Below are 24,344 nucleotides of genomic sequence, written 5' to 3' on the forward strand. Positions count from 1 at the left end.
GAAATTTTTTCGACGAGGCCCGACGTGACATGCCTGTCTGGCGAGCTGCGGCGGGGATCGGCACGGGTGCGCGGCGCGATCGCCAAATACAACCGCCTTGTCGAACCGGACGGCAAGGTGTTTTGATGGAAAGCATGCGTTGGGACGAGATCGAGGTATTTGTCAGATCGGAGGTCGGGCTCGGTAAATCGATGCCGCTGTCCGCCGCCACGAGGCTTTGGGAGGATCTTGGCCAGACCGGCGACGAGGCCGACGATTTCATGGGCCATTTTTTTGAGCGCTTTTCCATCGATACCGGCGACTTCGATTTTCACCGCTATTTCCTGATGGAAGGCGAGGGGCCGCTCTATTCGCTGTTCCGGAGATGGGTACTTCGGAAACCGCACGATCTCAAACGGGAATCGATCACGCTGGCGATGCTTTACCGCGCGGCGGTTGACCGGAAATGGGACACCAGACGACTGGCCGAGCTGCCGTGAAAGGCCGGATGAATGGTGTGCGTGACGGGAGAGGGCCTGAACGCAAGCGATGGGGTGGAAAGATTGCGGCGATATGACGTGGGCCGAATCAAGGCGTGCTGCGTTGCCGAATTGCGTTGCACGCCAGTCGAACTGCAGCAGCTTCGCCGTTTTGACCCGCGCGGCGAAAACCGGCGGGAGATGCGCAAGGTGGTCCCGGACCGTTACCCTTCCAATGCAGACAGCATTGGCGTGGAATGGGTCGGGGAGGCGCTACCGCTCAATGAACCCAACCCTGATCGACAGACCTACCTCGCGGCGCCGGACGCTCAGAATGACTCGCTTCGATGGCTCATCCATGAAATTTCGATAACGATGAATGTTCCGATGGCAGAGGTTTTTCGCCACCCGACAGTATCGAGGAAGAACCGGACGGAGGCGGCGAGGGCGCAATGGTGATTCGGATCGCGGTTTTGATGTTGGCGTTCTTGCTCAACCTCAGTGCGGTTGCGGGCACGCTGTCCGGCGGGGAGGTTCCCGCTGTCGGACCGAAGTCAGTCGAAATCGTGAGGAACGGCGCGTGGTCGGCAGATATCAGCGGAGACGAAACGCCGGATATGTGTCGCGCATTCGTTCTTCGGCAGGCGGATGTCAGCGCGTTTTTCAAGCGTGCGAGCCGTGTAACGGCACGGGCGTACAGCCATGATCTGGACGCCGCGAATTGCTATGCGGAAGGCAACGCGCGTCTCGCGGGCGGTGGCGCGGCGAAGTGGCGGATAGACCAGGCAAGGCGCGGCTTCATTTCGATGCCCGATGGTCGAACACTCTACCTGTATTGCCCGAAGTGCCGAGCAGGCGTGTTCGCACCGAATTAGCGCGACGCTTCTTCCGCAAGCGGTCGGTGTTGGCGGCCCCGCAAAGTGCCCGCCAACACCACGTCATTTACTGCCGCGCCGTCCGCGCGTTATCCGGCATCGGCTGGTTGTAGTTCGTGCGGAACGGGTTGATGTCGAGCCCGCCGCGGCGCGTATAGCGCGCATACACCGCGAGCTTCACCGGTTTGCACGCGTGCATGATGTCGAGGAAGATCCGCTCGACGCACTGCTCGTGAAAGCCCGTGTGATTGCGGAACGAGATGATGTAGCGCAGCAGCCCCGCATGATCGATCTGCGGGCCGACGTAGTGGATCTGCACGCTGCCCCAGTCGGGCTGGCCGGTGACCGGGCAGTTCGAGCGCAGCAGGTCGGACACGAGCGTTTCCTCCACCGGCGCTTCGTCCTCGGCGTCGGCCGCCGACAGCAGCGACGGATCGGGTTCGTACACGTCGGTGTCGAGGTCGAGCCGGTCGAGCGACAGCCCGTCGAGTTCTTCCATCTCGAGCTTTGCGAAATCGTGCGGCGACACGAGCTGCACCGACACGCTCACGCCGCACGCGGCCGACACGTCGCGCTTGAGCGCGTCGCGCACCGCGTCGACCGAGTCGAACTTCGATTGCGCGAACGAGCCGAGATACAGCTTGAACGACTTCGATTCGACGATGCTCGGCGATTCGGCCGGCACGTAGAACGTCGCGACCGCGACCTGCGGCTTGCCGCGCGCATTGAGCCACGACAGCTCGTACGCGTTCCAGATGTCGGTGCCGAAGAACGGCAGCGCCGACGTGATGCCGAGTTGCTCGCGCGCGCCGGCGCGCGGGATCGGGAACAGCAGCGACGCGTCGTACTGCGTCGCGTAGACGGTGGCCTTGCCGAGCGGGGAGTGTTCGGGATTCATTGCGTGACGCCTTTACGACAGGAAGAGGCGGTAAGCCGGATTGGCGCTCTCTTCGACATACGGATAGCCGAGTGCCGCGAGGAAGCGCTCGAACTCGGTGCGATCGGCCTGCGGCACCTGCAGCCCGACGAGGATCGAGCTGTAGTCCGCGCCCTGGTTGCGGTAGTGGAACAGGCTGATGTTCCAGTCCGGCGCCATCGACGACAGGAACTTCATCAGCGCGCCGGGCCGCTCCGGGAATTCGAAGCGGAACAGGCGTTCGTCCAGCGCGAGCGGCGAGCGGCCGCCCACCATGTAGCGGATATGTTCCTTCGACAGTTCGTCATGCGTCAGGTCGACGCTCTTGAAGCCGTGCGACTCGAAATTCTCGGCGATCTCGGCCGATTCGTCGCGGCGCTTGATCTGCACGCCGACGAAGATGTGCGCGGACTGCGCATCGGCGATCCGGTAGTTGAACTCGGTGACGTTGCGGTCGCCGACGAGCGAGCAGAAGCGCTTGAAACTGCCGCGTTCCTCGGGAATGGTGACCGCGAACACGGCTTCGCGTGCTTCACCGACTTCCGCGCGTTCGGCGACGAAGCGCATCCGGTCGAAGTTCATGTTCGCGCCCGACGTGACCGCGACGAGCGTCTGGTTCTCGATGCCTTCGCGTTCCGCGTAGCGCTTGGCGCCCGCGACCGCGAGCGCGCCCGACGGCTCGAGCACGCTGCGCGTATCCTGGAAAACGTCCTTGATCGCCGCGCACAGTGCGTCGGTGTCGACCGTCACGACGCCGTCGAGGAATTCGCGGCACAGCCGGAAGGTTTCCTCGCCGACGAGCTTCACCGCGGTGCCGTCCGCGAACAGGCCGACCTCGCTCAGCTCGACGCGCTCGCCCTTCTGCAGCGATTGCGCCATCGCGCAGGAATCCTCGGCCTGCACGCCGAACACCTTGATCTCCGGACGCACCGCCTTCACGTACGCGGCCACGCCGGACGCGAGCCCGCCGCCGCCGATCGGCACGAAGATCGCGTGGATCGGGCCCTGGTGCTGGCGCAGGATCTCCATCGCGATCGTGCCCTGGCCGGCGATCACGTACGGATCGTCGAACGGGTGGACGAACGTGAGGTCGCGCTCGGCCTGCACCTTGACCGCGTGCGCATACGCATCGCTGTACGATTCGCCCGCCTGGATCACCTCGACGCTCGGGCCGCCGTGCGCACGCACCGCATCGACCTTCACCTGCGGCGTCGTGACCGGCACGACGATCACGGCCTTGACGCCCATCCGGGCCGCCGAGAACGCGACGCCCTGCGCGTGGTTGCCTGCCGAGGCCGTAATCACGCCGCGCGCGAGCGCGTCGGCCGGAATGTGCGCCATCTTGTTGTACGCGCCGCGCAGCTTGAACGAGAACACCGGCTGGTTGTCCTCGCGCTTCAGGTAAACGGGGTTGCGCAGCCGTGCCGACAGATTGCGGGCGGGTTCGAGTTCCGTCTCGAGCGCGACGTCGTAGACGCGCGCGGTGAGGATTTTCTTCAGGTAATCGTGGGATGCCATGGACGCTCGCGTGCAGTGCGGAAAGCAGACGGTAAAGGATCAATGATAGCGCCAAGGGTCCGTGCGCACGCAAGCGGCATGCCGGGCGCACCGCCGCGGCGTGGCCCCGCGCGCGTATTTGACGGATGCGACGCCCGTTTTTTACCGGTTTAACTGCACGTTAACTGCGCGGTTACCGACCGGACGGATGGCGAATGCCGCAGCAAAACCGCGCAGGCCCAGGCGTGGCGCGGGTTGCGGGGATAGCCCCACGACCTGTCCGGCGTGTCACGGACGACCCGATCATGGGTTAGAATTCCGTTTTGAATCAAGGATCGGAAGATGCAGAGGCACCCTCGGATCGCCCCATTGAAGCCGACGCCGCGTGCAGCCAGCCCCGCGGCGGAGCGGCATGCGCGCCGCGCGCGATCGTGCTGATGGCTCCGAGTGCCGCCAGGCCCTGCCGGCCCGGAACGGTGAGTCCAGACCCGCTCCGGCCCCATGCGAGATAGTCGCGCGCCTGGCACCAGAACAGATTTCCCCAAGATTGCGCGTACGCGCTTGCCGACGCCCGTTCACGGTGTATCGGCCCTCCGAGTCGTCCGAACATGAACGCACCACAAGTTTTCGATCCGCATGGCGCGGCCGCCGCCGTCGCTGCCGACCCCGCGCCCCGACTGCGCGAGATTCCCTATAACTACACGTCCTTCTCCGACCGCGAGATCGTGATCCGCCTGCTCGGCGAGGAGGCGTGGTCGGTGCTCGACGAGCTGCGCGCCGAGCGCCGCACGGGTCGCTCGGCACGGATGCTGTACGAGGTGCTCGGCGACATCTGGGTCGTGCGCCGCAACCCGTACCTGCAGGACGACCTGCTCGACAACCCGAAGCGCCGCGCGCTCCTGATCGAGGCGCTGAACCACCGCCTGACCGAGATCGGCAAGCGCCGCCGCGCCGACCTGACCGAGCACCACGACGACGCGGGCCGCGAGCGCGCATCGCGTGTCGAGATGCTCGAGACGGCCGCGCAGCGCGCGGTCGACGAGTTCGCCGACGAATTCGAGAAAATGGCCGACCTGCGCCGTCGCGCGACCAAGGCGCTCGGCCGCTGCACGCAGAAGGACAACATCCGCTTCGACGGGCTGTCGCGCGTGTCGCATGTGACCGACGCGACCGACTGGCGTGTCGAATACCCGTTCGTCGTGCTGACCCCCGATACCGAAGCCGAGATCGCGGCGCTGATCAAGGCCTGCTTCGAACTCGGCCTGACCGTGATTCCGCGCGGCGGCGGCACCGGTTACACGGGCGGCGCGGTGCCGCTCACGCCGTTCTCCGCGGTGGTCAACACCGAGAAGCTCGAACAGCTCGGCGCGGTCGAACTCACCGAGCTGCCGGGCGTCGCGCACAAGGTGCCGACGATCTTCTCCGGCGCGGGCGTCGTCACGCGCCGCGTGACCGAAGCGGCCGAGGCGGCCGGCTACGTGTTCGCGGTCGATCCGACCTCGCTCGACGCATCGTGCATCGGCGGCAACGTCGCGATGAACGCGGGCGGCAAGAAGGCCGTGCTGTGGGGCACCGCGCTCGACAACCTGGCCTGGTGGCGGATGGTCGACCCGGACGGCAACTGGCTCGAAGTCACGCGCCACGAGCACAACCAGGGCAAGATCCACGACATCGCGGTCGCGCGTTTCGAGCTGAAGTGGTTCGACGGCGCGTACGCGCCGGGCGAGAAGCTGCTGCGCACCGAGATGCTCGAGATCGAAGGCCGGCGCTTCCGCAAGGAAGGCCTCGGCAAGGACGTGACCGACAAGTTCCTCGCCGGCCTGCCGGGCGTGCAGAAGGAAGGTTGCGACGGGCTCATCACGTCCGCGCGCTGGGTGCTGCACAAGATGCCCGCGCACACGCGCACCGTGTGCCTCGAGTTCTTCGGCCAGGCGCGCGAGGCGATCCCGAGCATCGTCGAGATCAAGGACTACCTGTTCGAAACGTCGAAGCAGGGCGGCGCGATCCTCGCGGGCCTCGAGCACCTCGACGAGCGCTACCTGCGTGCGGTCGGCTACGCGACCAAGAGCAAGCGCAACGCATTCCCCAAGATGGTGCTGATCGGCGACATCGTCGGCGACGACGCCGATGCGGTCGCGCACGCGACGTCCGAAGTGATCCGGATGGCGAACGGCAAGAGCGGCGAAGGCTTCGTCGCGGTCAGCGCGGAGGCGCGCAAGCGCTTCTGGCTCGACCGCAGCCGCACGGCCGCGATCGCGAAGCACACCAACGCGTTCAAGATCAACGAAGACGTCGTCATCCCGCTGAACCGGATGGGCGAGTACACCGACGGCATCGAGCGGATCAACATCGAGCTGTCGCTGAAGAACAAGCTGCAGCTGGTGGACGCGCTCGAAGCGTTCTTCAGGGCCGGCAACCTGCCGCTCGGCAAGACCGACGACGCGAACGAAATCCCGAGCGCCGAGCTGCTGGAAGACCGCGTGCAGCAGGCGCTGGAGTTGCTCAAGCGCGTGCGCGCGCGTTGGGAGTTCGTGCGCGACCGGCTCGACCAGCCGCTGCGCGAGGCGCAGCATTACCTCGTGCAGCTCGGTTACGAGGCGCTCGCCGAGAAGTTCGCGGATCGCGCGGACGACCAGCCGGGCGCGACCGTGTTCCATGTCACGCAGGACCGCACGGTCCGCATTTCGTGGAAGCAGGAGATCCGCGCGGAGCTGCGCACGATCTTCAACGGCGGCGCGTTCAAGCAGATCCTCGACGAAGCGCAGGCGATCCACAAGCGCGTGCTGCGCGGCCGCGTGTTCGTCGCGCTGCACATGCACGCGGGCGACGGCAACGTCCACACGAACCTGCCGGTCAACTCCGACAACTACGAGATGCTGCAGGATGCGCACGCGGCGGTTGCGCGCATCATGACGCTCGCGCGTTCGCTCGACGGCGTGATCTCCGGCGAACACGGGATCGGCATCACGAAGCTCGAGTTCCTGACCGACGACGAGATCGCCGAATTCCGCGCGTACAAGCAGCGCGTCGACCCGAACGGCCGCTTCAACAAGGGCAAGCTGCTCGACGGCGCCGACCTGCGCAACGCGTACACGCCCAGCTTCGGGCTGATGGGTTACGAGTCGCTGATCATGAAGCAGTCCGACATCGGCGCGATCGCCGATTCGGTGAAGGACTGCCTGCGCTGCGGCAAGTGCAAGCCGGTGTGCGCGACCCACGTGCCGCGCGCGAACCTGCTGTACAGCCCGCGCAACAAGATCCTCGCGACGTCGTTGCTGGTCGAGGCGTTCCTGTACGAAGAACAGACGCGCCGCGGCGTGTCGATCAAGCACTGGGACGAGTTCAACGACGTGGCCGACCACTGCACGGTGTGCCACAAGTGCGTGACACCGTGCCCGGTGAAGATCGACTTCGGCGACGTCACGATGAACATGCGCAACCTGTTGCGCAAGATGGGCAAGAAGAAGTTCAATGCCGGCAATGCGGCGGGCATGTTCTTCCTGAACGCGACCAATCCGCAGACGATCAACGCCGCGCGCAGCGTGATGATGGGCGTGGGCTACAAGGCGCAGCGCTTCGCGAACGACATGCTGAAGAAGGTCGTGACGAAGCAGACGCAGCACCCGCCCGCGACGACCGGCAAGCCGCCCGTCGTCGAGCAGGTGATCCACTTCGTCAACAAGAAGATGCCGGGCAACCTGCCGAAGAAGACGGCGCGCGCGCTGCTCGACATCGAGGACAACAAGATCGTGCCGATCATCCGCAACCCGAAGTCGACGACCGTCGATTCGGAAGCGGTGTTCTACTTCCCGGGCTGCGGTTCCGAGCGCCTGTTCTCGCAGGTCGGCCTCGCGACGCAGGCGATGCTGTGGGAAGCGGGCGTGCAGACCGTGCTGCCGCCGGGCTACCTGTGCTGCGGTTATCCGCAGCGCGGCTCGGGCCAGTACGACAAGGCCGAGAAGATCGTCACCGACAACCGCGTGCTGTTCCACCGGGTCGCGAACACGCTCAACTACCTCGACATCAAGACGGTGGTCGTGTCGTGCGGCACCTGCTACGACCAGCTCGCGGGCTACGAATTCGACAAGATCTTCCCGGGCTGCCGGATCATCGACATCCACGAGTTCCTGCTCGAGAAGGGGATGAAGCTCGACGGCGTCACGGGCACGCGCTACATGTATCACGACCCGTGCCACACGCCGATCAAGACGATGGATCCGGTGAAGCTCGTCAACGAGCTCATGGGCACGGAGAAGGACGGCTACAAGATCGAGAAGAACGAGCGCTGCTGCGGCGAATCGGGCACGCTCGCGGTCACGCGTCCGGACATCTCCACGCAGGTCCGCTTCCGCAAGGAAGAGGAAATCCGCAAGGGCGCGGCCAAGCTGCGCAGCATCCCGGTCGTGGCCGGCGATGCACCGGCGCCGGCCGCCGCGGCCGAGAACGGCCCGGACGTGAAGATCCTGACGAGCTGCCCGTCGTGCCTGCAGGGCCTGTCGCGCTACAGCGAGGACGCGAACCTCGAGGCCGACTACATCGTGGTCGAAATCGCGCGTCAGACGCTCGGCGAGAACTGGATGGCCGACTATGTCGCACACGCGAACAATGGCGGGATCGAGCGCGTGCTGGTCTAATGCGGGCATGACGACTGCCCGGCGGGGCTTGGGATGAGAGCGGGCGCCGGCGCTGAAATGCCGGCGCCCGTCCACATGGGAGCGACGATGGAATGCGTGTTTTGCCGTGAAGACGGTGGCGAGGTGCTCTGGCAGGACGACGTGCTGCGCGTCGTCCTTGCGACGGGCGAGCACGAGTACCCGGGCTTCTGCCGGGTGATCTGGGGCGCGCACGTGGCCGAGTTCTCCGATCTCGGTGAACCCGAGCGGGCACATCTGATGCGCGTGGTGTACGCGGTGGAGCGGGCCGTGCGCCGCGTGATGCAGCCGAACAAGGTGAATCTCGCGAGCCTCGGCAACATGGTGCCGCACGTGCACTGGCACGTGATCCCGCGCTTCTCGAACGACGCCCATTTCCCGCAGCCCGTGTGGGCGCCGCGCCAGCGCAGCGTGTCCGGGGCGCTGCTGCGCACGCGCGCGGCGCAGGCCTCGCTGCTGCACAATGCGGTGCGCGAGGAAATTCAACGAACGACCGATCCGAGGCAGCCATGAGCGGTTTGACTTCCACGACGCCGATTCCGTCCGGCGTCGTCGTGCACGCGGTGTCGCGCGTGCTCGAATTGCAGTACCCGAACGGCGACAGTTTCCGGATCCCGTTCGAGCTGATGCGCGTCTATTCGCCGTCGGCCGAGGTGCGCGGCCACGGGCCCGGCCAGGAAACCCTGCAGACGGGCAAGCGCGAAGTGACGATCACCGCGCTCGAGGGCGTGGGCAACTACGCGCTGCAGCCGACGTTCTCCGACGGCCATTCCACCGGCATCTACTCGTGGGATCTGCTGTACGAGCTGGCGACGCAGCAGGACGCGCTGTGGCGCGACTATTTCGACAAACTGAAGGCGGCGGGCGTCGAGCGCGATGCGCCGATGCAGGCGGCCCCCGCGCCGCACGGCCACTGCCACTGAAATCGACGGCGCCCGCTCGGCGCCGTCTTGCCATTTACTGAGGATCAACGCGATGAGCAAAACCCACTTCGGCTTCGAAAGCGTCGAGGAAAACGAAAAAGCGAAGAAAGTGGCGGGCGTGTTCCATTCGGTCGCGAGCAACTACGATCTGATGAACGACCTGATGTCGGCCGGCATGCACCGCGCATGGAAGGCGTTCACGATCGCGCAGGCGAACGTGCGCCCGGGCTTCAAGGTGCTCGACATCGCCGCCGGCACCGGCGACCTGACCAAGGCGTTCGCGAAGGCGGCGGGCCCGACCGGCGAAGTCTGGCATACCGACATCAACGAATCGATGCTGCGCGTTGGCCGCGACCGGCTGCTCGACAAGGGCATCGTGACGCCGTCGCTGCTGTGCGACGCGGAGAAAACGCCGTTTCCGGACAATTACTTCGACGTGGTCACGGTCGCGTTCGGGCTGCGCAACATGACGCACAAGGACGCCGCGCTCGCCGAGATGCGCCGCGTGACGAAGCCCGGCGGCCGCGTGATGGTGCTGGAATTCTCGAAAGTCTGGGATCCGCTGAAAAAAGCCTACGATTTGTATTCTTTCAAAGTATTACCGTGGCTTGGCGACAAGTTCGCGAAAGATGCTGAAAGTTACCGGTATCTTGCTGAATCTATCCGGATGCACCCCGATCAGGACACCCTGAAGACGATGATGGAACAAGCAGGCCTCGACGCCGTCAAATATTACAATTTGTCAGGTGGCGTGGTAGCTTTACACCTAGGAACCAAGTACTAAGGGGTTCTTTCCATACATTCGCCTTACATCTGGAGAAACTGATGGCCGAATCGCGTTCGTTGTTCAACCGTAGCAAGCCGTCGAAGCCGTGGGCTCGACGGGTCGGCACGCTGCTGATGGTCGGCCTGCTCACGGCCGGCACGTTCGCATCGCTCGACGCTGAAGCCAAGCGCATGGGCGGCGGGCGCAGCATCGGCCGCCAGAGCTCAACCGTCACGCAGCGCCAGGCCACGCCGCCGGCGCAGCCGATGCAGCAGGCCGCGCCGTCGCAGGCGCAGCGCGCGAACCCGGCCGCTCCCGCAGCGGCCGCGCAGCCGAACCGCTCGCGCTGGCTCGGGCCGATCGCCGGTCTCGCGGCCGGCCTCGGCATCGCGGCGCTGCTGTCGCACTTCGGCCTCGGCGAAGCGTTCGCCGGCATGATGTCGAACGTCATCGTGATCGCGCTGCTCGCGATGATCGGCATCTGGCTGGTCCGCAAGTTCATGAACCGTCGCCGTCCGCAGGAGCCGGCGTACTCGGTGGGCGGCTCGGCATCGTCGTCGGGCAGCTACTCGCAAGGCCCGTCGTTCCAGCAGGGCAACACCGGCAGCAACTATGCGGGCAGCGGCAGCAGCTACGCGAACGAAGCGCAGGGCGTGTTCGGCGGCGGCGCGCCGGCCGCCGCAGCGGCGGGCGCAATGGCGGCCGCGCCGCTGCAGGTGCCGGCCGGCTTCGACACGGAAGCGTTCCTGCGCAGCGCGAAGGTCTATTTCGTGCGCCTGCAGGCGGCATGGGACCAGGGCAACCTGGCCGACATCCGCGAGTTCACGACACCCGAAATGTTCGCCGAGATCAAGATCGACCTCGATTCGCGCGGCAACGAGTCGAACCAGACCGACGTCGTGCAACTCGACGCGGAACTGGTCGGGATCGAGGATCGCGGCATCGAGCAGTCGGCGAGCGTGCGCTTCCACGGCCTGATCCGCGAATCGGCGAATGCGTCGGCCGCGCCGTTCGACGAGGTGTGGAACCTGTCGAAGTCGGGCAGTCAGGGCTGGTTGCTCGCGGGTATCCAGCAGATCAACACGCACTGAACGTGGCTGGCGGCCCCGCCCGCCGGCTTTCCGGGCGATGGCCGCCGCGCTGCGACCGGTTGCCGCCCGGATGTGCGGTCGGCCGCGGTCTGCCGACGATCCGACGTTACAATAGAAACCCGCGCGGGCGCCCGGCCCGCGCGGGTTTTTTCTTTCCCAGCCCGATGACCTTTGCCGCCAAGCCTTTTGCTGCTGCTGTCAATCACCTGCTCGCGCGCGAATCGTGGGCGCGCGACCGCCTGATCCCCTACGCGGGCAAGACTGCCCGGCTCGACGTGCCGCCCGTCACGCTCACGCTGCTCGTGCAGCCCGACGGTTACCTGTCCGCGGTCGAAGCGCACGATGCGCAACACGTCGACGTGTCGATCGCGCTCGCGGGCGACACGGTCGCCGCATTCCTGCAGGGCGGCCAGGCGGCCGTGATGAAGCACGTGAAGATCGAGGGCGACGCGGAGTTCGCGACGCAGATCGCGAAACTGGCCGAGCATCTGCGCTGGGAACCCGAAGAAGATCTCGCGAAGCTGGTCGGCGACGCGGCGGCGTACCGGATTGCGACGGTCGTGCGCGACGCCGGCGCGCGTGCGCGCCGCACCGGCCGCAACGTGCTCGATTCCGTCGCTGAATACTGGCTCGACGAAAACCCGCAGGTCGTCCGGCGCACGGCGCTCGGCGGCTTCGATGCCGAGCTCGCGCGCGCGCGCGATGCGCTCGCGCGGGTCGAAAAGCGGGTCGAGCGACTCGAACAGAAAATCGGCGCGCGCACGGGTTCCGGCCCGCGCGGCGCGCACTGAGGGCAGCAGGGCATGCGCATTTTCCGTTTCATCAAGATTGTCTACACCGTCATCCGCTTCGGCCTCGACGAGGTGATGCTGTCCCGGATCGACGACCGGCGCGTGAAGTTGCTGCTGCGTGTCACGACGATCGGCCGCCGTTATTCGTCGCCGCCCGCGGTGCGGCTGCGGCACGCGCTCGAAAGCCTCGGCCCGATCTTCGTGAAGTTCGGCCAGGTGTTGTCGACGCGCCGCGATCTGCTGTCCGTCGATTTCGCGAACGAACTCGCGAAGCTGCAGGACCAGGTGCCGCCGTTCGATTCGGCGGTCGCGATCGCGATCATCGAGAAGTCGCTCGGCGCGCCGGTCGACGAGCTGTTCGACGAATTCGAGCGCGAGCCGGTCGCGAGCGCGTCGATCGCGCAGGTGCATTTCGCGAAACTCAAGCAGGGCCCGCACGCGGGCAAGGCCGTCGCGGTCAAGGTGCTGCGCCCGAACATGTTGCCGGTGATCGATTCCGACCTCGCGCTGATGCGCGACATCGCGACGTGGACCGAGCGGATGTGGGCCGACGGCCGGCGCCTGAAGCCGCGCGAAGTCGTCGCCGAATTCGACAAGTATCTGCACGACGAGCTCGACCTGATGCGCGAGGCCGCGAACGGCAGCCAGTTGCGCCGCAACTTCGCGGGCCTCGACCTGCTGCTCGTGCCGGAGATGTTCTGGGATTTCTCGACGTCGCAGGTGCTCGTGATGGAGCGCATGACGGGCGTGCCGATCAGCCAGGTCGAGACGCTGCGCACGGCGGGCGTCGACATCAAGAAGCTGGCGCGCGAAGGCGTCGAGATCTTCTTCACGCAGGTGTTCCGCGACGGCTTCTTCCATGCGGACATGCACCCGGGCAACATCCAGGTGAGCCTCGATCCGAAGACCTTCGGCCGCTACATCGCGCTCGATTTCGGGATCGTCGGCGCGCTGTCCGACTTCGACAAGAATTACCTCGCGCAGAACTTCCTCGCGTTCTTCAAGCGCGATTACCACCGCGTCGCGACGCTGCACCTCGAATCGGGCTGGGTGCCGCCCGAGACGCGCGTCGAGGAGCTCGAAAGCGCGATCCGCGCGGTGTGCGAGCCGTATTTCGACCGCGCGCTGAAGGACATTTCGCTCGGCCAGGTGCTGATGCGCTTGTTCTCAACGTCGCGCCGCTTCAACGTCGAGATCCAGCCGCAACTGGTGCTGCTGCAGAAGACGATGCTGAACGTCGAAGGGCTCGGCCGCTCGCTCGACCCCGAACTCGACCTGTGGAAGACCGCGAAACCGTATCTCGAGCGCTGGATGACCGAGCAGATCGGCCTGCGCGGCTGGTATGAGCGTTTCAAGGTCGAAGCGCCGCAATGGAGCAAGACGCTGCCGCAACTGCCGCGCCTGCTCCATCACGCGATGGCGGCGCGCCACGACGCGCCGCGCGCGGCGAGCGAGGACCTGATGCGTCAGATCCTCATCGAGCAGAAACGGACGAACCGGCTGATGCAGGCGCTGCTGATCTTCGGCCTGGCCGTCGGCGTCGGCGCGCTGGTCGCGCGCGTGCTGCTCGCGCTCGCGTACGGCGCATGACCGAAAGGAGCAGTGCGATGCCGGAACCGAAACACCCTTTAGCGCCGGGCGCGGCCGAATTCGCGACGCGCGACCCCGGCAACGCATCGTTCTGGGACGAGCGTTTCGCGCGCGGCGTGACGCCGTGGGAATTCGGCGGCGTGCCGGACGGATTTCGCGCGTTCGCGCAGCGGCGCGAGCCGTGCGCGGTGCTGATTCCGGGCTGCGGCAGCGCGCAGGAGGCCGGCTGGCTCGCGCAGGCCGGCTGGCCCGTGCGCGCGATCGATTTCGCCGCGCGGGCGGTGTCGGCCGCGAAGGTGCAACTCGGTGCGCATGCGGACGTCGTCGAGCAGGCCGATTTCTTCGCGTACCAGCCGCCGTTCGACGTGCAGTGGGTGTACGAGCGCGCGTTCCTGTGCGCGCTGCCGCCGAGCCTGCGCGCGGACTATGCGGCGCGGATGGCCGAACTGCTGCCCGCCGGCGGATTGCTGGCCGGCTATTTCTTCGTGATGGCGAAACCGAAGGGGCCGCCGTTCGGAATCGAGCGTGCCGAACTCGATGCGCTGCTCGCGCCGTACTTCGAACCGATCGAGGATCTGCCCGTGACCGATTCGCTGGCCGTGTTCGAAGGGCACGAGCGCTGGCTCACGTGGCGCCGTCGCTGATCCCCGTGCGTTGTGCTCCGTTGCCGGAGCGCGCCGGGGGTTTCGGCTATAATTCAAGGTTTTGCAAGCCGTTTCCAGTTTCTGCGGGATAAATATCATGCCGATCTACGCCTATCGATGCGAAGCGTGCGGTTTCGCGAAGGATGTGCTTCAGAAGATGAGCGACGCGCCGCTGTCGCAGTGTCCGGAATGCGGGAAGGATGCTTTTCGCAAGCAGGTCACCGCCGCCGGCTTCCAGCTGAAGGGTTCCGGCTGGTATGTCACCGATTTCCGCGGCGGCTCGGGCGGCACCAGCGCGCCGGCCACGGCGTCGGGCGACGGTGCTGCAGCGCCGGCCGACGCAGCGCCCGCGGCAGCCGCGCCGGCCGCCGCGAGTTCCGAAAGTACGACGACGAGCGCTGCGCCGGCCCCGGCCGCGGCGCCCGCCGCCGGCAGTTGACAGTCGCGGCCCGGTCGGGCCGCGCCCACACCGCGCCGCCGGCGCGGTTCATTGACGGCAGATGATGAAAAAGACGACCCTGAAATCGGTGTTTCTGACCGGCCTGCTGGTTCTCGTCCCGCTCGCGATCACGCTGTGGGTGCTCGGCCTCATCATCGGCACGATGGACCAGACGCTGCTCCTGCTGCCCGAATCGTGGCAGCCCGAGCGCGTGCTCGGTTTCCGCCTGCCGGGGATCGGCGCGGTGCTGACGCTCGCGTTCATCTTCGTGGTCGGGCTGGCCACGCAGAACTTCATCGGCCAGAAGCTCGTCACGTGGTGGAACGCGGTCGTGCGTCACATCCCGGTCGTCGGGCCGATCTACACGAGCGTCAAGCAGGTGTCGGACACGCTGCTGTCGAGCAGCGGCAACGCGTTCCGCAAGGCGCTGCTGATCGAATACCCGCGTCGCGGCTCGTATACGATCGCGTTTCTGACCGGTGCGCCCGGCGGCGACGTGGTCAACCATCTGACGGAAGAGTACGTGAGCGTGTACGTGCCCACGACGCCGAACCCGACGTCGGGCTTCTTCCTGATGCTGCCCAAGAGCGAAGTCATCGAACTCGACATGTCGGTCGATGCCGCGCTCAAGTACATCGTCTCGATGGGCGTCGTGGCGCCTCCGGCGCCGGCTCCGGCGCCCGCCCGCCGTCCCGTCGAGCCGCCGCTGTAAGTAAAGAATCATCGCCCGGGCCGCGCGTTGCGGCGCCCGTTGATCAAACCGAACGAAAGCAAACATCATGTCGATGCGTACTGAATACTGCGGTCTCGTGACCGAACACCTGCTGGGCCAAACCGTGTCGCTGTGCGGCTGGGTGCAGCGCCGCCGCGATCACGGTGGTGTGATCTTCATCGACCTGCGCGATCGTGAAGGCCTCGTGCAGGTGGTGTGCGATCCGGATCGCGCGGAAATGTTCGCGACCGCCGAAGGCGTGCGCAACGAGTTCTGCGTGCAGATCAAGGGCCTCGTGCGCAACCGTCCGGAAGGCACGGTCAACGCCGGCCTGAAGAGCGGCAAGATCGAAGTGCTGTGCCACGAACTGAACGTGCTGAACGCGTCGGTCACGCCGCCGTTCCAGCTCGACGACGACAACCTGTCGGAAACGACGCGCCTCACGCACCGCGTGCTCGACCTGCGCCGTCCGCAGATGCAGCACAATCTGCGCCTGCGCTACCGCGTCGCGATCGAGGCACGCAAGTACCTCGACGAGCAGGGCTTCATCGACATCGAAACGCCGATGCTGACGAAGAGCACGCCGGAAGGCGCGCGCGACTACCTCGTGCCGTCGCGCGTGAACGCGGGCCAGTTCTTCGCGCTGCCGCAGTCGCCGCAGCTGTTCAAGCAGCTGCTGATGGTCGCGAACTTCGACCGTTACTACCAGATCACCAAGTGCTTCCGCGACGAAGACCTGCGCGCCGACCGTCAGCCGGAATTCACGCAGATCGACTGCGAAACGTCGTTCCTCGGCGAGCAGGAAATCCGCGACCTGTTCGAAGACATGATCCGTCACATCTTCAAGACGACGATCGACGTCGAGCTCGACGCGACGTTCCCGGTGATGCCGTACTCGGAAGCGATGGCGCGTTTCGGTTCGGACAAGCCGGACCTGCGCGTGCAGCTCGAATTCACCGAGCTGACCGACGCGATGAAGGACGTCGACTTCAAGGTGTTCAGCACGCCGGCCAACGCGAAGGACGGCCGTGTCGCGGCGCTGCGCGTGCCGAAGGGCAGCGAGCTGTCGCGCGGCGACATCGACGGCTACACGGAATTCGTGCGCATCTATGGCGCGAAGGGCCTCGCATGGATCAAGGTCAACGAGAAGGCGAAGGGCCGCGACGGCCTGCAAAGCCCGATCGTCAAGAACCTGCACGACGCATCGATCGCGGCGATCCTCGAGCGCACCGGCGCTGAAGACGGCGACATCATCTTCTTCGCGGCCGACCGCGCGAAGGTCGTCAACGACAGCCTCGGCGCACTGCGCCTGAAGATCGGCCATTCGGAATTCGGCAAGGCGAACGGCCTCGTCCAGGCCGGCTGGAAGCCGCTGTGGGTCGTCGACTTCCCGATGTTCGAATACGACGACGAAGATGCGCGCTACGTCGCGGCGCACCACCCGTTCACGAGCCCGAAGGACGAGCACCTCGAATACCTCGAGACCGATCCGGGCCGTTGCCTCGCGAAGGCCTACGACATGGTGCTGAACGGCTGGGAAATCGGCGGCGGCTCGGTGCGTATCCACCGCGAGGAAGTGCAGAGCAAGGTGTTCCGCGCGCTGAAGATCGGTGCGGAAGAAGCGCAGCTGAAGTTCGGCTTCCTGCTGGACGCACTGCAGTACGGCGCGCCGCCGCACGGCGGTATCGCATTCGGTCTCGACCGCATCGTCACGATGATGGCCGGCGCCGACTCGATCCGCGACGTGATCGCGTTCCCGAAGACGCAGCGTGCGCAGGATCTGCTCACGCAGGCGCCGAGCCCGGTGGACGAGCGTCAACTGCGCGAACTGCACATCCGTCTGCGTCAGCCGGAACAGCCGAAGGCGTAACGCGCGTCGCAACGCGTGCGCGCGGCGACGCGCGCACGACACCCAACGAAAAAGGCGCCGTGGTGCGCCTTTTTCGTTTTTTGCGGTACAGTCGCAGCACTTGCCGCACGTTCGGGCACGGGCCCGCCGCACGGCCCAGTGCCGCATGAAACCAAGATGACGAAGCCGCCGAAAATCCCCGAATCCGTTCTCGTCGTGATCTACACGCCCGAACTCGACGTGCTGGTGATCAAGCGTGCCGACCAGCCCGATTTCTGGCAATCGGTGACCGGATCGAAGGACGCGCTCGACGAGCCGCTCGCGCTCACCGCCGCGCGCGAAGTGGCCGAGGAAACCGGCATCTCGGTCGGCACGCACGATGTGCCGGCCGCCGCGCTGGTCGACTGGCGCCACCGGATCGAATACGCCATCTATCCGCAATACCTGCATCGCTACGCGCCGGGCGTCACGCGCAACGTCGAGCACTGGTTCGGCCTGTGCGTGCCGGGCCGCGTCGACGTGATGCTGTCGCCGCGCGAGCACGTCGACCATGCGTGGCTGCCGTTCCGCGAAGCGGCCGCGCGCTGTTTCTCGCCGTCGAACGCCGAAGCGATCCTGCAATTGCCCGTGCGCGTGGCGCTCGCCCGCGCGCCACACGGCTCGTCCGCATGAATGCGGAAACCCGCAAGCGCTTCGCGCAATTGCGGCAGATGTTCCTGCAGGAGCGCGGCTCCGCGTCGCGGCTCGCATTCACGGCCGGCAACACGGTGCGGCTGTGCGAGACCGGCAGCGCATTCTTCAGCGCGCTGATCGAGCGGATCGATGCGGCGCGCGAGCAGGTGATGCTCGAAACCTACATCTTCTGCGACGATGCGGCCGGCCGCCCGGTGTCGGATGCGCTGATTCGCGCGGCGCAGCGCGGCGTGCGCGTGCGCGTGATCACCGACGGCGTCGGCACCGCGCGCCTGCCGCTGTTCGACACGTGGGCTGCGGCCGGCGTCGAGCATTGCATCTACAACCGTTACCTGTTCGGCCGCTTCGGCTTCTCGCGCACGCACCGCAAGCTCGCGGTGATCGACCAGACGGCCGCGTTCTGCGGCGGTATCAACATCGTCGACGACTTCACGCAGGGCAGCGCGACGCTGCCGTTTCCGCGCTGGGATTTCGCGGTCGAGATGGCGGGGCCGGCGGTGGCGGACGTGCGTGCCGCGTTCGAACTGCAGTGGCACCGGATCCGGTTCGGCCACAAGCCGTATGCGCAGTATGCGGCGGGGCTGCACGGCGGCGAAGCGTTTCCCGACATGTTCCGGCGCTGGATGCGCAGCCACCGGTGGGTCAAGGCCGGCGCGCTGCGGATCGTGACGGAGCCGAGCGTCGCGTTCGTCGCGCGCGACAACGTCGTGAACCGCCGTGCGATCGAGAAGGCCTATCTCGCGGCGATCGGCCAGGCGCGCCACCGGATCCTGCTCGCGAACCCGTACTTCATGCCGGGTCGCAAGCTGCGCCGCGCGCTGACGGGCGCGGCACGCCGCGGCGTCGACGTGCGCATCCTGATCGGACGCAACGAATTCACGGCGCTCGATACGGCCGTGCCGTTCCTGTATCACTCGCTGTTGCGCGCCGGCGTGCGCGTGGCGGAATATGACAAGACGATCCTGCACGGCAAGGTGGCCGTGATCGACGACAATTGGGCGACGGTCGGCTCGTCGAATCTGGACGCGCTGAGCCTGATGCTGAACAATGAGGCCAATGTCGTGCTGGTGCGCTACGACACGGTCACGAACGAGCTGCGCGACGCGATCGCGGCCGCTTTCTCCGAAGGCCGCGAAATCGACGCCGCGCGGTATGCCGCACGGCCGCGCATCGAGCGTATCCTGAACTGGCTTGCGTACAACACGTACCGCATCGTGATGAAGGCGCTGACGGTCGGCGGTTACGACTGAAGCGGACTCAGCACTCGCTTCAAAATATCTGTCCGCACGTTCGTGCGGAAAAGCCGCTCCGGTCCCGCCGGAATCGCGCAAAATAGCGGCTCGGTTAGACACCGGTTTCTAATAATTTCCTTGTTTCGCGAGCGGCCGCACTCAATAATAGTACGGCCGTTCGATTTTATTCGAACCCCCGAACGGTTACAGAAAAAGCTATGCGAAAAGGCGAACAGACGCGTGCCGCGATACTCGAAGCTGCTTTGGACCTCGCCAGCCGTGACGGGCTGGAGGGGCTGACGATCGGCCTGCTGGCCGAGCGCATGCAGATGAGCAAGAGCGGCGTGTTCGCGCACTTCGGATCGCGCGAAGACCTGCAGGTCGAGGTCGTCCGCGAGTACCACCATCGTTTCGAAAACGAGGTGTTCTTTCCGAGCCTGCGCGAGTCGCGCGGTCTGCCGCGCCTGCGGGCGATGCTGGCGCGATGGATCGAGAAGCGCATCCAGGAGGTGACGACTGGCTGCATCTACATCAGCGGCGCCGTCGAGTACGACGACCGGCCCGACAGCCCCGTGCGCGAGCAGTTGATCGCGAGCGTGACCGCCTGGCGTGCCGCGTTGCTGCGCGCCATTTCGCAGGCGAAGGAAGAAGGCCATCTGCGTGCGGATTCCGATCCGGACCTGATGCTCTTCGAGCTGTACAGCTTCACGCTCGGCCTGCATCACGACGCCCGCTTCCTGCATTCGCCGGATGCCGTGCGCCTCACGTGGGCCGCGCTGGAAAAGACGATCGTTTCGTATCAGAGCGAGAGCCGTTAGCGGCGCGGAACCGCCCGCCGGGAGCTCGAGCCGTTTTGCCCACCTTTGGAGAGAGTCATGGGACAGTACGCCGCGCCGCTGCGCGACATGCAATTCGTGTTGCACGAGCTTCTGAACGTCGAAGCCGAGGTCAAGCAAATGCCGCGGCATGCGGACCTCGACGCCGACACGATCAACCAGGTCCTCGAGGAAGCGGGCAAGTTCTGCTCCGAGGTGCTGTTCCCGCTGAACCAGGTCGGCGACCGCGAAGGCTGCACGTATGAAGGCGACGGCGTCGTGAAGACCCCGACCGGCTTCAAGGAAGCGTACCAGCAGTACGTCGAGGCCGGCTGGCCGGCGCTCGGCTGCGATCCGGACTACGGCGGCCAGGGCCTGCCCGCGTTCGTGAACAACGCGCTCTTCGAAATGCTGAACTCGGCGAACCAGGCATGGACGATGTATCCGGGCCTGTCGCACGGCGCCTACGAGTGCCTGCACGCGCACGGCACGCCGGAACTGCAGCAGCAATATCTGCCGAAGCTCGTGTCGGGCGAATGGACGGGCACGATGTGCCTGACCGAGCCGCACTGCGGCACCGACCTCGGCATCCTGCGCACCAAGGCCGAACCGAACGTCGACGGTTCGTACTCGATCAGCGGCACGAAGATCTTCATTTCGAGCGGCGAGCACGACATGTCGAAGAACATCATCCACCTCGTGCTCGCGCGCCTGCCGGACGCGCCGCAAGGCACGAAGGGGATCTCGCTGTTCATCGTGCCGAAATTCATTCCGGACGCCGCGGGCGAGCCGGGCGAGCGCAACGGCATCAAGTGCGGCTCGATCGAACACAAGATGGGCATCCACGGTAACTCGACGTGCGTGATGAACCTCGACGGCGCGAAGGGCTGGATGGTCGGCGAGCCGAACAAGGGTTTGAACGCGATGTTCGTGATGATGAACGCCGCGCGCCTGGGCGTCGGGATGCAGGGCCTGGGCCTCACGGAAGTCGCCTACCAGAACTCGCTGACGTACGCGAAGGAACGTCTGCAGATGCGCTCGCTGACGGGCCCGAAGGCACCGGACAAGCCGGCCGACCCGATCATCGTGCACCCGGACGTGCGTCGCATGCTGCTTACGCAGAAGGCCTACGCGGAAGGCGCGCGCGCGTTCACGTACTGGTCCGCGCTGCAGATCGACAAGGAGCTGTCGCACGGCGACGAAGCGGTGCGCAAGGAAGCGGCCGATCTCGTCGCGCTGCTCACGCCGATCATCAAGGCGTTCCTGACCGACAACGCGTTCGAGTCGACCAACCACGCGATGCAGATCTACGGCGGCCACGGCTTCATCTCCGAGTGGGGCATGGAGCAGTACGTGCGCGACGCGCGGATCAACATGATCTACGAGGGCACGAACTCGATCCAGTCGCTCGACCTGCTGGGCCGCAAGGTGCTCGGCGACATGGGCGCGAAGCTGAAGAAGTTCGGCAAGCTCGTCACGGAATTCGCGGAAGCCGAAGGCGTGAAGCCGGAGATGGCCGAGTTCATCAACCCGCTCGCCGACATCGGCGAGAAGGTGCAGAAGCTGACGATGGAAATCGGCATGAAGGCGATGCAGAACCCGGACGAAGTCGGCGCTGCCGCCGTGCCGTACCTGCGCACCGTCGGCCACCTGGTGTTCTCGTACTTCTGGGCGCGCATGGCACGCCTCGCCCTCGACAACGAAGCGTCGGGCGATCCGTTCTACAAGTCGAAGCTCGCCACCGCGCGCTTCTACTTCGCGCGCCTCCTGCCCGAGACGGCGTCGACGATCCGCGCCGCGCGCGCCGGTTCGAAGACGATGATGGAAGTCGACGAATCGCTGTTCTGACGCGAGTCCGGGCGGTGCGCGCCGCGCGCCGCCCGAACGCAACGGTTCCTGGTACTCACTTCGCCGTGCAGCCTTCACAACCCGCGCTGCACGACACTATCCGGAGACATCCCGTGAGCAATTTCCTGATTCGCAAGGTCGCCGTGCTGGGCGCCGGCGTGATGGGCGCGCAGATCGCCGCGCACCTCGTCAACGCGCGCGTGCCGGTGCTGCTGTTCGACCTGCCGGCCAAGGAAGGCCCGAAAAACGCGATCGCGCTGAAGGCGATCGAGAACCTGAAGAAGCTGTCGCCCGCGCCGTTCGGCGTGAAGGACGACGCGAAATACCTCGAAGCCGCGAACTACGAAGACGACATCGCGAAGCTCGCCGAGTGCGACGTCGTGATCGAAGCGATCGCCGAGCGGATGGACTGGAAGCACGACCTGTACAAGAAGGTCGCGCCGCACATCGCACCGAACGCGATCTTCGCGACCAACACGTCGGGCCTGTCGATCACGACGCTGTCCGAAGGTTTCTCGGACGAGCTGAAGTCGCGCTTCTGCGGCGTGCACTTCTTCAACCCGCCGCGCTACATGCACCTCGTCGAGCTGATCCCGACCGCGCATACGCGCCCGGAGATCCTCGACCAGCTCGAAACCTTCCTGACGAGCATCGTCGGCAAGGGCGTCGTGCGTGCGAAGGACACGCCGAACTTCATCGCGAACCGCGTCGGCATCTTCTCGATCCTCGCGGTGATCACCGAGGCCGCGAAGTTCGGCCTGCGCTTCGACGAAGTCGACGACCTGACGGGCAGCCGCCTCGGCCGCGCGAAGTCGGCGACGTTCCGCACCGCGGACGTGGTCGGCCTCGACACGATGGCGCACGTGATCAAGACGATGCAGGACAACCTCGCCGACGATCCGTTCTTCCCGGTCTACCAGACGCCTGCCGTGCTCGCCGAGCTGGTGAAGCAGGGTGCGCTCGGCCAGAAGACGGGCGGCGGGTTCTACAAGAAGGAAGGCAAGGCGATCAAGGTGCTCGACGCGAAGACGGGCAGCTACGTCGACGCGGGCGCGAAGGCCGACGAGACCGTCGGCCGCATCCTGAAGCGCCCGCCGGCGGAACGCCTGAAGCTGCTGCGCGAGACGGACCATCCGCATGCGCAGTTCCTGTGGTCGATCTTCCGCGACGTGTTCCACTACATCGGCGTGCATCTCGAATCGATCGCCGACAACGCGCGCGACGTCGACCTCGCGATCCGCTGGGGCTTCGGCTGGAACGAAGGCCCGTTCGAAGGCTGGCAGGCCGCCGGCTGGAAGCAGGTCGCCGAGTGGGTGCAGGAAGACATCGCGGCCGGCAAGGCGCTCGCGAACGTGCCGCTGCCGTCGTGGGTGCTCGAAGGCCCGGTCGCCGAGAAGGGCGGCGTGCACACCGCCGAAGGCTCGTGGGCGCCGGCATCGAAGCGCTTCGTGCCGCGTTCGGACCTCGCCGTCTACGACAAGCAGGTATTCCGCGCGCCGCTCATCGGTGAAACGGGCGCCGATCCGAAGACGTACGGCAAGACGCTGTTCGAAACCGACGCGGTGCGCGCGTGGGTCGACGATCGTGCCGGTGAAGACGACGTCGTGATCGTGTCGTTCAAGTCGAAGATGAACACGATCGGACCGAGCGTGATCGACGGCCTCGTGCAGGCGATCGAACTCGCGGAGAAGGATTACAGGGGCGTGGTGATCTGGCAGCCGACGTCGCTGAAGCTCGGCACGCCGGGCGGCCCGTTCTCGGCCGGCGCGAACCTCGAAGAGGCGATGCCCGCGTTCATGATGGGCGGCGCGAAGGGCATCGAGCCGTTCGTGAAGAAGTTCCAGGAAGGCATGCTGCGCGTGAAGTACGCGAACGTGCCGGTCGTCGCGGCCGTGTCGGGCATCGCGCTCGGCGGCGGGTGCGAGCTGATGCTGCACAGCGCGAAGCGCGTCGTGCACGTCGAGAGCTACGTCGGTCTCGTCGAAGTGGGGGTCGGCCTCGTGCCGGCGGGCGGCGGCCTGAAGGAAGCGGCGCTGCGCGCGGCGGATGCCGCAACGGCCGCGAATGCGACCACCGACATTCTGAAGTTCGTCACGAAGTCGTTCGAGAACGCGGCGATGGCGAAGGTGTCGTCGTCGGCGCACGATGCGCGTGCGATGGGCTACCTGAAGCCGTCCGACACGATCGTCTTCAACGTGTTCGAACTGCTCGACACCGCGAAGAAGGAAGCCCGCGCGCTGGCCGCCGTCGGCTATCGTGCGCCGCTGCGTGCGAAGGACGTGCCGGTGGCAGGCCGTTCGGCGATCGCGACGATCAAGGCATCGCTCGTCAACATGCGTGACGGCCGCTTCATCAGCGACCACGACTACCTGATCGCGAGCCGCATCGCCGAAGCCGTGTGCGGCGGCGACGTCGAAGCCGGCAGCCTCGTCGACGAGCAGTGGCTGCTCGCGCTCGAGCGCCGCGCGTTCGTCGAGCTGCTCGGCACGCAGAAGACGCAGGAACGGATCATGGGCATGTTGCAGACCGGCAAGCCGGTGCGTAACTGAGCGA

21 protein-coding genes are annotated in these 24,344 nt (G+C 66.0%); 19 read left to right on the top strand and 2 right to left on the bottom strand.

Features of this window, described 5'->3' with window-relative positions; genetic code table 11:
• The first annotated feature begins 125 nt into the window (after positions 1-125).
• From BME24068_RS00180 to BME24068_RS00190, 3 genes are all read left to right on the top strand, one after another.
• Positions 126-479, top strand: coding sequence for a DUF1493 family protein (locus BME24068_RS00180; RefSeq protein ID WP_174924827.1), 354 nt, complete (start codon positions 126-128; stop codon positions 477-479).
• 78 nt (positions 480-557) lie between these two features.
• Positions 558-917 carry a hypothetical protein gene (locus BME24068_RS00185; RefSeq protein ID WP_174924828.1) on the top strand — a complete coding sequence of 120 codons (360 nt, stop codon included), beginning with the start codon at positions 558-560 and terminating at the stop codon, positions 915-917.
• On the top strand, positions 911-1,333 hold the full coding sequence (locus BME24068_RS00190; RefSeq protein ID WP_174924829.1) for a hypothetical protein: 423 nt from the start codon (positions 911-913) through the stop codon (positions 1,331-1,333). Before BME24068_RS00185 ends, BME24068_RS00190 begins: the two co-directional genes overlap by 7 nt.
• A gap of 67 nt (positions 1,334-1,400) precedes the next feature.
• Here the strand turns inward: BME24068_RS00190 and queF are convergent, their stop codons facing one another.
• The gene (gene queF, locus BME24068_RS00195) at positions 1,401-2,231 is read right to left on the bottom strand and encodes an NADPH-dependent 7-cyano-7-deazaguanine reductase QueF (protein ID WP_174924830.1); all 831 of its coding nucleotides are present in this window, start codon (positions 2,229-2,231) and stop codon (positions 1,401-1,403) included.
• A 12-nt stretch (positions 2,232-2,243) separates the two neighbouring features.
• A complete protein-coding gene (gene ilvA / locus BME24068_RS00200) occupies positions 2,244-3,767 on the bottom strand; it encodes a threonine ammonia-lyase, biosynthetic (protein ID WP_174924831.1) in 1,524 nt (507 codons plus the stop codon).
• Positions 3,768-4,354: 587 nt separating this feature from the next.
• On the opposite strand from ilvA, the gene BME24068_RS00205 reads away from it, so the two are divergent.
• The 16 genes from BME24068_RS00205 (at position 4,355) to BME24068_RS00280 (ending at position 24,340) form a co-directional block, all read left to right on the top strand.
• A complete protein-coding gene (locus BME24068_RS00205; protein WP_174924832.1) occupies positions 4,355-8,380 on the top strand; it encodes a DUF3683 domain-containing protein in 4,026 nt (1,341 codons plus the stop codon).
• 87 nt (positions 8,381-8,467) lie between these two features.
• A complete protein-coding gene (locus BME24068_RS00210; protein ID WP_096507085.1) occupies positions 8,468-8,911 on the top strand; it encodes an HIT family protein in 444 nt (147 codons plus the stop codon).
• Entirely contained in the window at positions 8,908-9,321 is a 414-nt protein-coding gene (locus tag BME24068_RS00215; protein ID WP_014896073.1) for a gamma-butyrobetaine hydroxylase family protein, read from the top strand. Before BME24068_RS00210 ends, BME24068_RS00215 begins: the two co-directional genes overlap by 4 nt.
• A gap of 52 nt (positions 9,322-9,373) precedes the next feature.
• Positions 9,374-10,105, top strand: a complete 732-nt coding sequence (ubiE, locus tag BME24068_RS00220) for a bifunctional demethylmenaquinone methyltransferase/2-methoxy-6-polyprenyl-1,4-benzoquinol methylase UbiE (protein ID WP_096507086.1) — start codon at positions 9,374-9,376, stop codon at positions 10,103-10,105.
• A 41-nt stretch (positions 10,106-10,146) separates the two neighbouring features.
• Complete coding sequence (locus tag BME24068_RS00225; RefSeq protein ID WP_174924833.1) at positions 10,147-11,178, top strand: Tim44 domain-containing protein; 1,032 nt, start codon at positions 10,147-10,149, stop codon at positions 11,176-11,178.
• A 164-nt stretch (positions 11,179-11,342) separates the two neighbouring features.
• Positions 11,343-11,969 (top strand): ubiquinone biosynthesis accessory factor UbiJ, encoded by a 627-nt coding sequence (locus tag BME24068_RS00230; RefSeq protein ID WP_096507088.1) that lies wholly within the window; start codon positions 11,343-11,345, stop codon positions 11,967-11,969.
• A 12-nt stretch (positions 11,970-11,981) separates the two neighbouring features.
• Positions 11,982-13,559: a ubiquinone biosynthesis regulatory protein kinase UbiB gene (gene ubiB / locus BME24068_RS00235; protein WP_096507089.1), complete on the top strand. Its 1,578-nt coding sequence runs from the start codon at positions 11,982-11,984 to the stop codon at positions 13,557-13,559.
• Between the two features lie 17 nt (positions 13,560-13,576).
• Positions 13,577-14,203 (top strand): class I SAM-dependent methyltransferase, encoded by a 627-nt coding sequence (locus tag BME24068_RS00240; RefSeq protein ID WP_174924834.1) that lies wholly within the window; start codon positions 13,577-13,579, stop codon positions 14,201-14,203.
• Positions 14,204-14,300: 97 nt separating this feature from the next.
• Positions 14,301-14,642: an FmdB family zinc ribbon protein gene (locus tag BME24068_RS00245; protein ID WP_174925070.1), complete on the top strand. Its 342-nt coding sequence runs from the start codon at positions 14,301-14,303 to the stop codon at positions 14,640-14,642.
• Positions 14,643-14,703: 61 nt separating this feature from the next.
• Positions 14,704-15,354: a DUF502 domain-containing protein gene (locus BME24068_RS00250; RefSeq protein ID WP_162826253.1), complete on the top strand. Its 651-nt coding sequence runs from the start codon at positions 14,704-14,706 to the stop codon at positions 15,352-15,354.
• 67 nt (positions 15,355-15,421) lie between these two features.
• Entirely contained in the window at positions 15,422-17,224 is a 1,803-nt protein-coding gene (aspS, locus tag BME24068_RS00255) for an aspartate--tRNA ligase (RefSeq protein WP_085042373.1), read from the top strand.
• A 156-nt stretch (positions 17,225-17,380) separates the two neighbouring features.
• Positions 17,381-17,875, top strand: coding sequence for a dihydroneopterin triphosphate diphosphatase (gene nudB / locus BME24068_RS00260; RefSeq protein ID WP_174924835.1), 495 nt, complete (start codon positions 17,381-17,383; stop codon positions 17,873-17,875).
• Positions 17,872-19,146 (top strand): cardiolipin synthase ClsB, encoded by a 1,275-nt coding sequence (gene clsB / locus BME24068_RS00265; protein ID WP_096507093.1) that lies wholly within the window; start codon positions 17,872-17,874, stop codon positions 19,144-19,146. The genes nudB and clsB overlap by 4 nt, the downstream gene beginning before the upstream one ends.
• A 200-nt stretch (positions 19,147-19,346) precedes the next feature.
• Positions 19,347-19,946 (top strand): TetR/AcrR family transcriptional regulator, encoded by a 600-nt coding sequence (locus tag BME24068_RS00270; protein ID WP_096507094.1) that lies wholly within the window; start codon positions 19,347-19,349, stop codon positions 19,944-19,946.
• A gap of 57 nt (positions 19,947-20,003) precedes the next feature.
• Positions 20,004-21,791: an acyl-CoA dehydrogenase C-terminal domain-containing protein gene (locus tag BME24068_RS00275; RefSeq protein ID WP_174924836.1), complete on the top strand. Its 1,788-nt coding sequence runs from the start codon at positions 20,004-20,006 to the stop codon at positions 21,789-21,791.
• A 113-nt stretch (positions 21,792-21,904) separates the two neighbouring features.
• Positions 21,905-24,340 carry a 3-hydroxyacyl-CoA dehydrogenase/enoyl-CoA hydratase family protein gene (locus BME24068_RS00280; protein ID WP_174924837.1) on the top strand — a complete coding sequence of 812 codons (2,436 nt, stop codon included), beginning with the start codon at positions 21,905-21,907 and terminating at the stop codon, positions 24,338-24,340.
• Positions 24,341-24,344: the final 4 nt, after the last annotated feature.

It is taken from the genome of Burkholderia anthina (genome assembly GCF_902498995.1).
GTDB classification, from domain to species: Bacteria; Pseudomonadota; Gammaproteobacteria; order Burkholderiales; family Burkholderiaceae; genus Burkholderia; species Burkholderia anthina.

Bases quoted from the DNA above. Each gene is read 5' to 3' on its own strand.
- BME24068_RS00180 (WP_174924827.1), top strand. From the start codon at position 126: ATGGAAAGCATGCGTTGGGACGAGATCGAGGTATTTGTCAGATCGGAG.
- BME24068_RS00190 (WP_174924829.1), top strand. From the start codon at position 911: ATGGTGATTCGGATCGCGGTTTTGATGTTGGCGTTCTTGCTCAACCTC.
- queF (WP_174924830.1), bottom strand. From the start codon at position 2,231: ATGAATCCCGAACACTCCCCGCTCGGCAAGGCCACCGTCTACGCGACG.
- ilvA (WP_174924831.1), bottom strand. From the start codon at position 3,767: ATGGCATCCCACGATTACCTGAAGAAAATCCTCACCGCGCGCGTCTAC.
- BME24068_RS00205 (WP_174924832.1), top strand. From the start codon at position 4,355: ATGAACGCACCACAAGTTTTCGATCCGCATGGCGCGGCCGCCGCCGTC.
- BME24068_RS00210 (WP_096507085.1), top strand. From the start codon at position 8,468: ATGGAATGCGTGTTTTGCCGTGAAGACGGTGGCGAGGTGCTCTGGCAG.
- BME24068_RS00215 (WP_014896073.1), top strand. From the start codon at position 8,908: ATGAGCGGTTTGACTTCCACGACGCCGATTCCGTCCGGCGTCGTCGTG.
- ubiE (WP_096507086.1), top strand. From the start codon at position 9,374: ATGAGCAAAACCCACTTCGGCTTCGAAAGCGTCGAGGAAAACGAAAAA.
- BME24068_RS00225 (WP_174924833.1), top strand. From the start codon at position 10,147: ATGGCCGAATCGCGTTCGTTGTTCAACCGTAGCAAGCCGTCGAAGCCG.
- BME24068_RS00230 (WP_096507088.1), top strand. From the start codon at position 11,343: ATGACCTTTGCCGCCAAGCCTTTTGCTGCTGCTGTCAATCACCTGCTC.
- ubiB (WP_096507089.1), top strand. From the start codon at position 11,982: ATGCGCATTTTCCGTTTCATCAAGATTGTCTACACCGTCATCCGCTTC.
- BME24068_RS00240 (WP_174924834.1), top strand. From the start codon at position 13,577: ATGCCGGAACCGAAACACCCTTTAGCGCCGGGCGCGGCCGAATTCGCG.
- BME24068_RS00245 (WP_174925070.1), top strand. From the start codon at position 14,301: ATGCCGATCTACGCCTATCGATGCGAAGCGTGCGGTTTCGCGAAGGAT.
- BME24068_RS00250 (WP_162826253.1), top strand. From the start codon at position 14,704: ATGATGAAAAAGACGACCCTGAAATCGGTGTTTCTGACCGGCCTGCTG.
- aspS (WP_085042373.1), top strand. From the start codon at position 15,422: ATGTCGATGCGTACTGAATACTGCGGTCTCGTGACCGAACACCTGCTG.
- nudB (WP_174924835.1), top strand. From the start codon at position 17,381: ATGACGAAGCCGCCGAAAATCCCCGAATCCGTTCTCGTCGTGATCTAC.
- clsB (WP_096507093.1), top strand. From the start codon at position 17,872: ATGAATGCGGAAACCCGCAAGCGCTTCGCGCAATTGCGGCAGATGTTC.
- BME24068_RS00270 (WP_096507094.1), top strand. From the start codon at position 19,347: ATGCGAAAAGGCGAACAGACGCGTGCCGCGATACTCGAAGCTGCTTTG.
- BME24068_RS00275 (WP_174924836.1), top strand. From the start codon at position 20,004: ATGGGACAGTACGCCGCGCCGCTGCGCGACATGCAATTCGTGTTGCAC.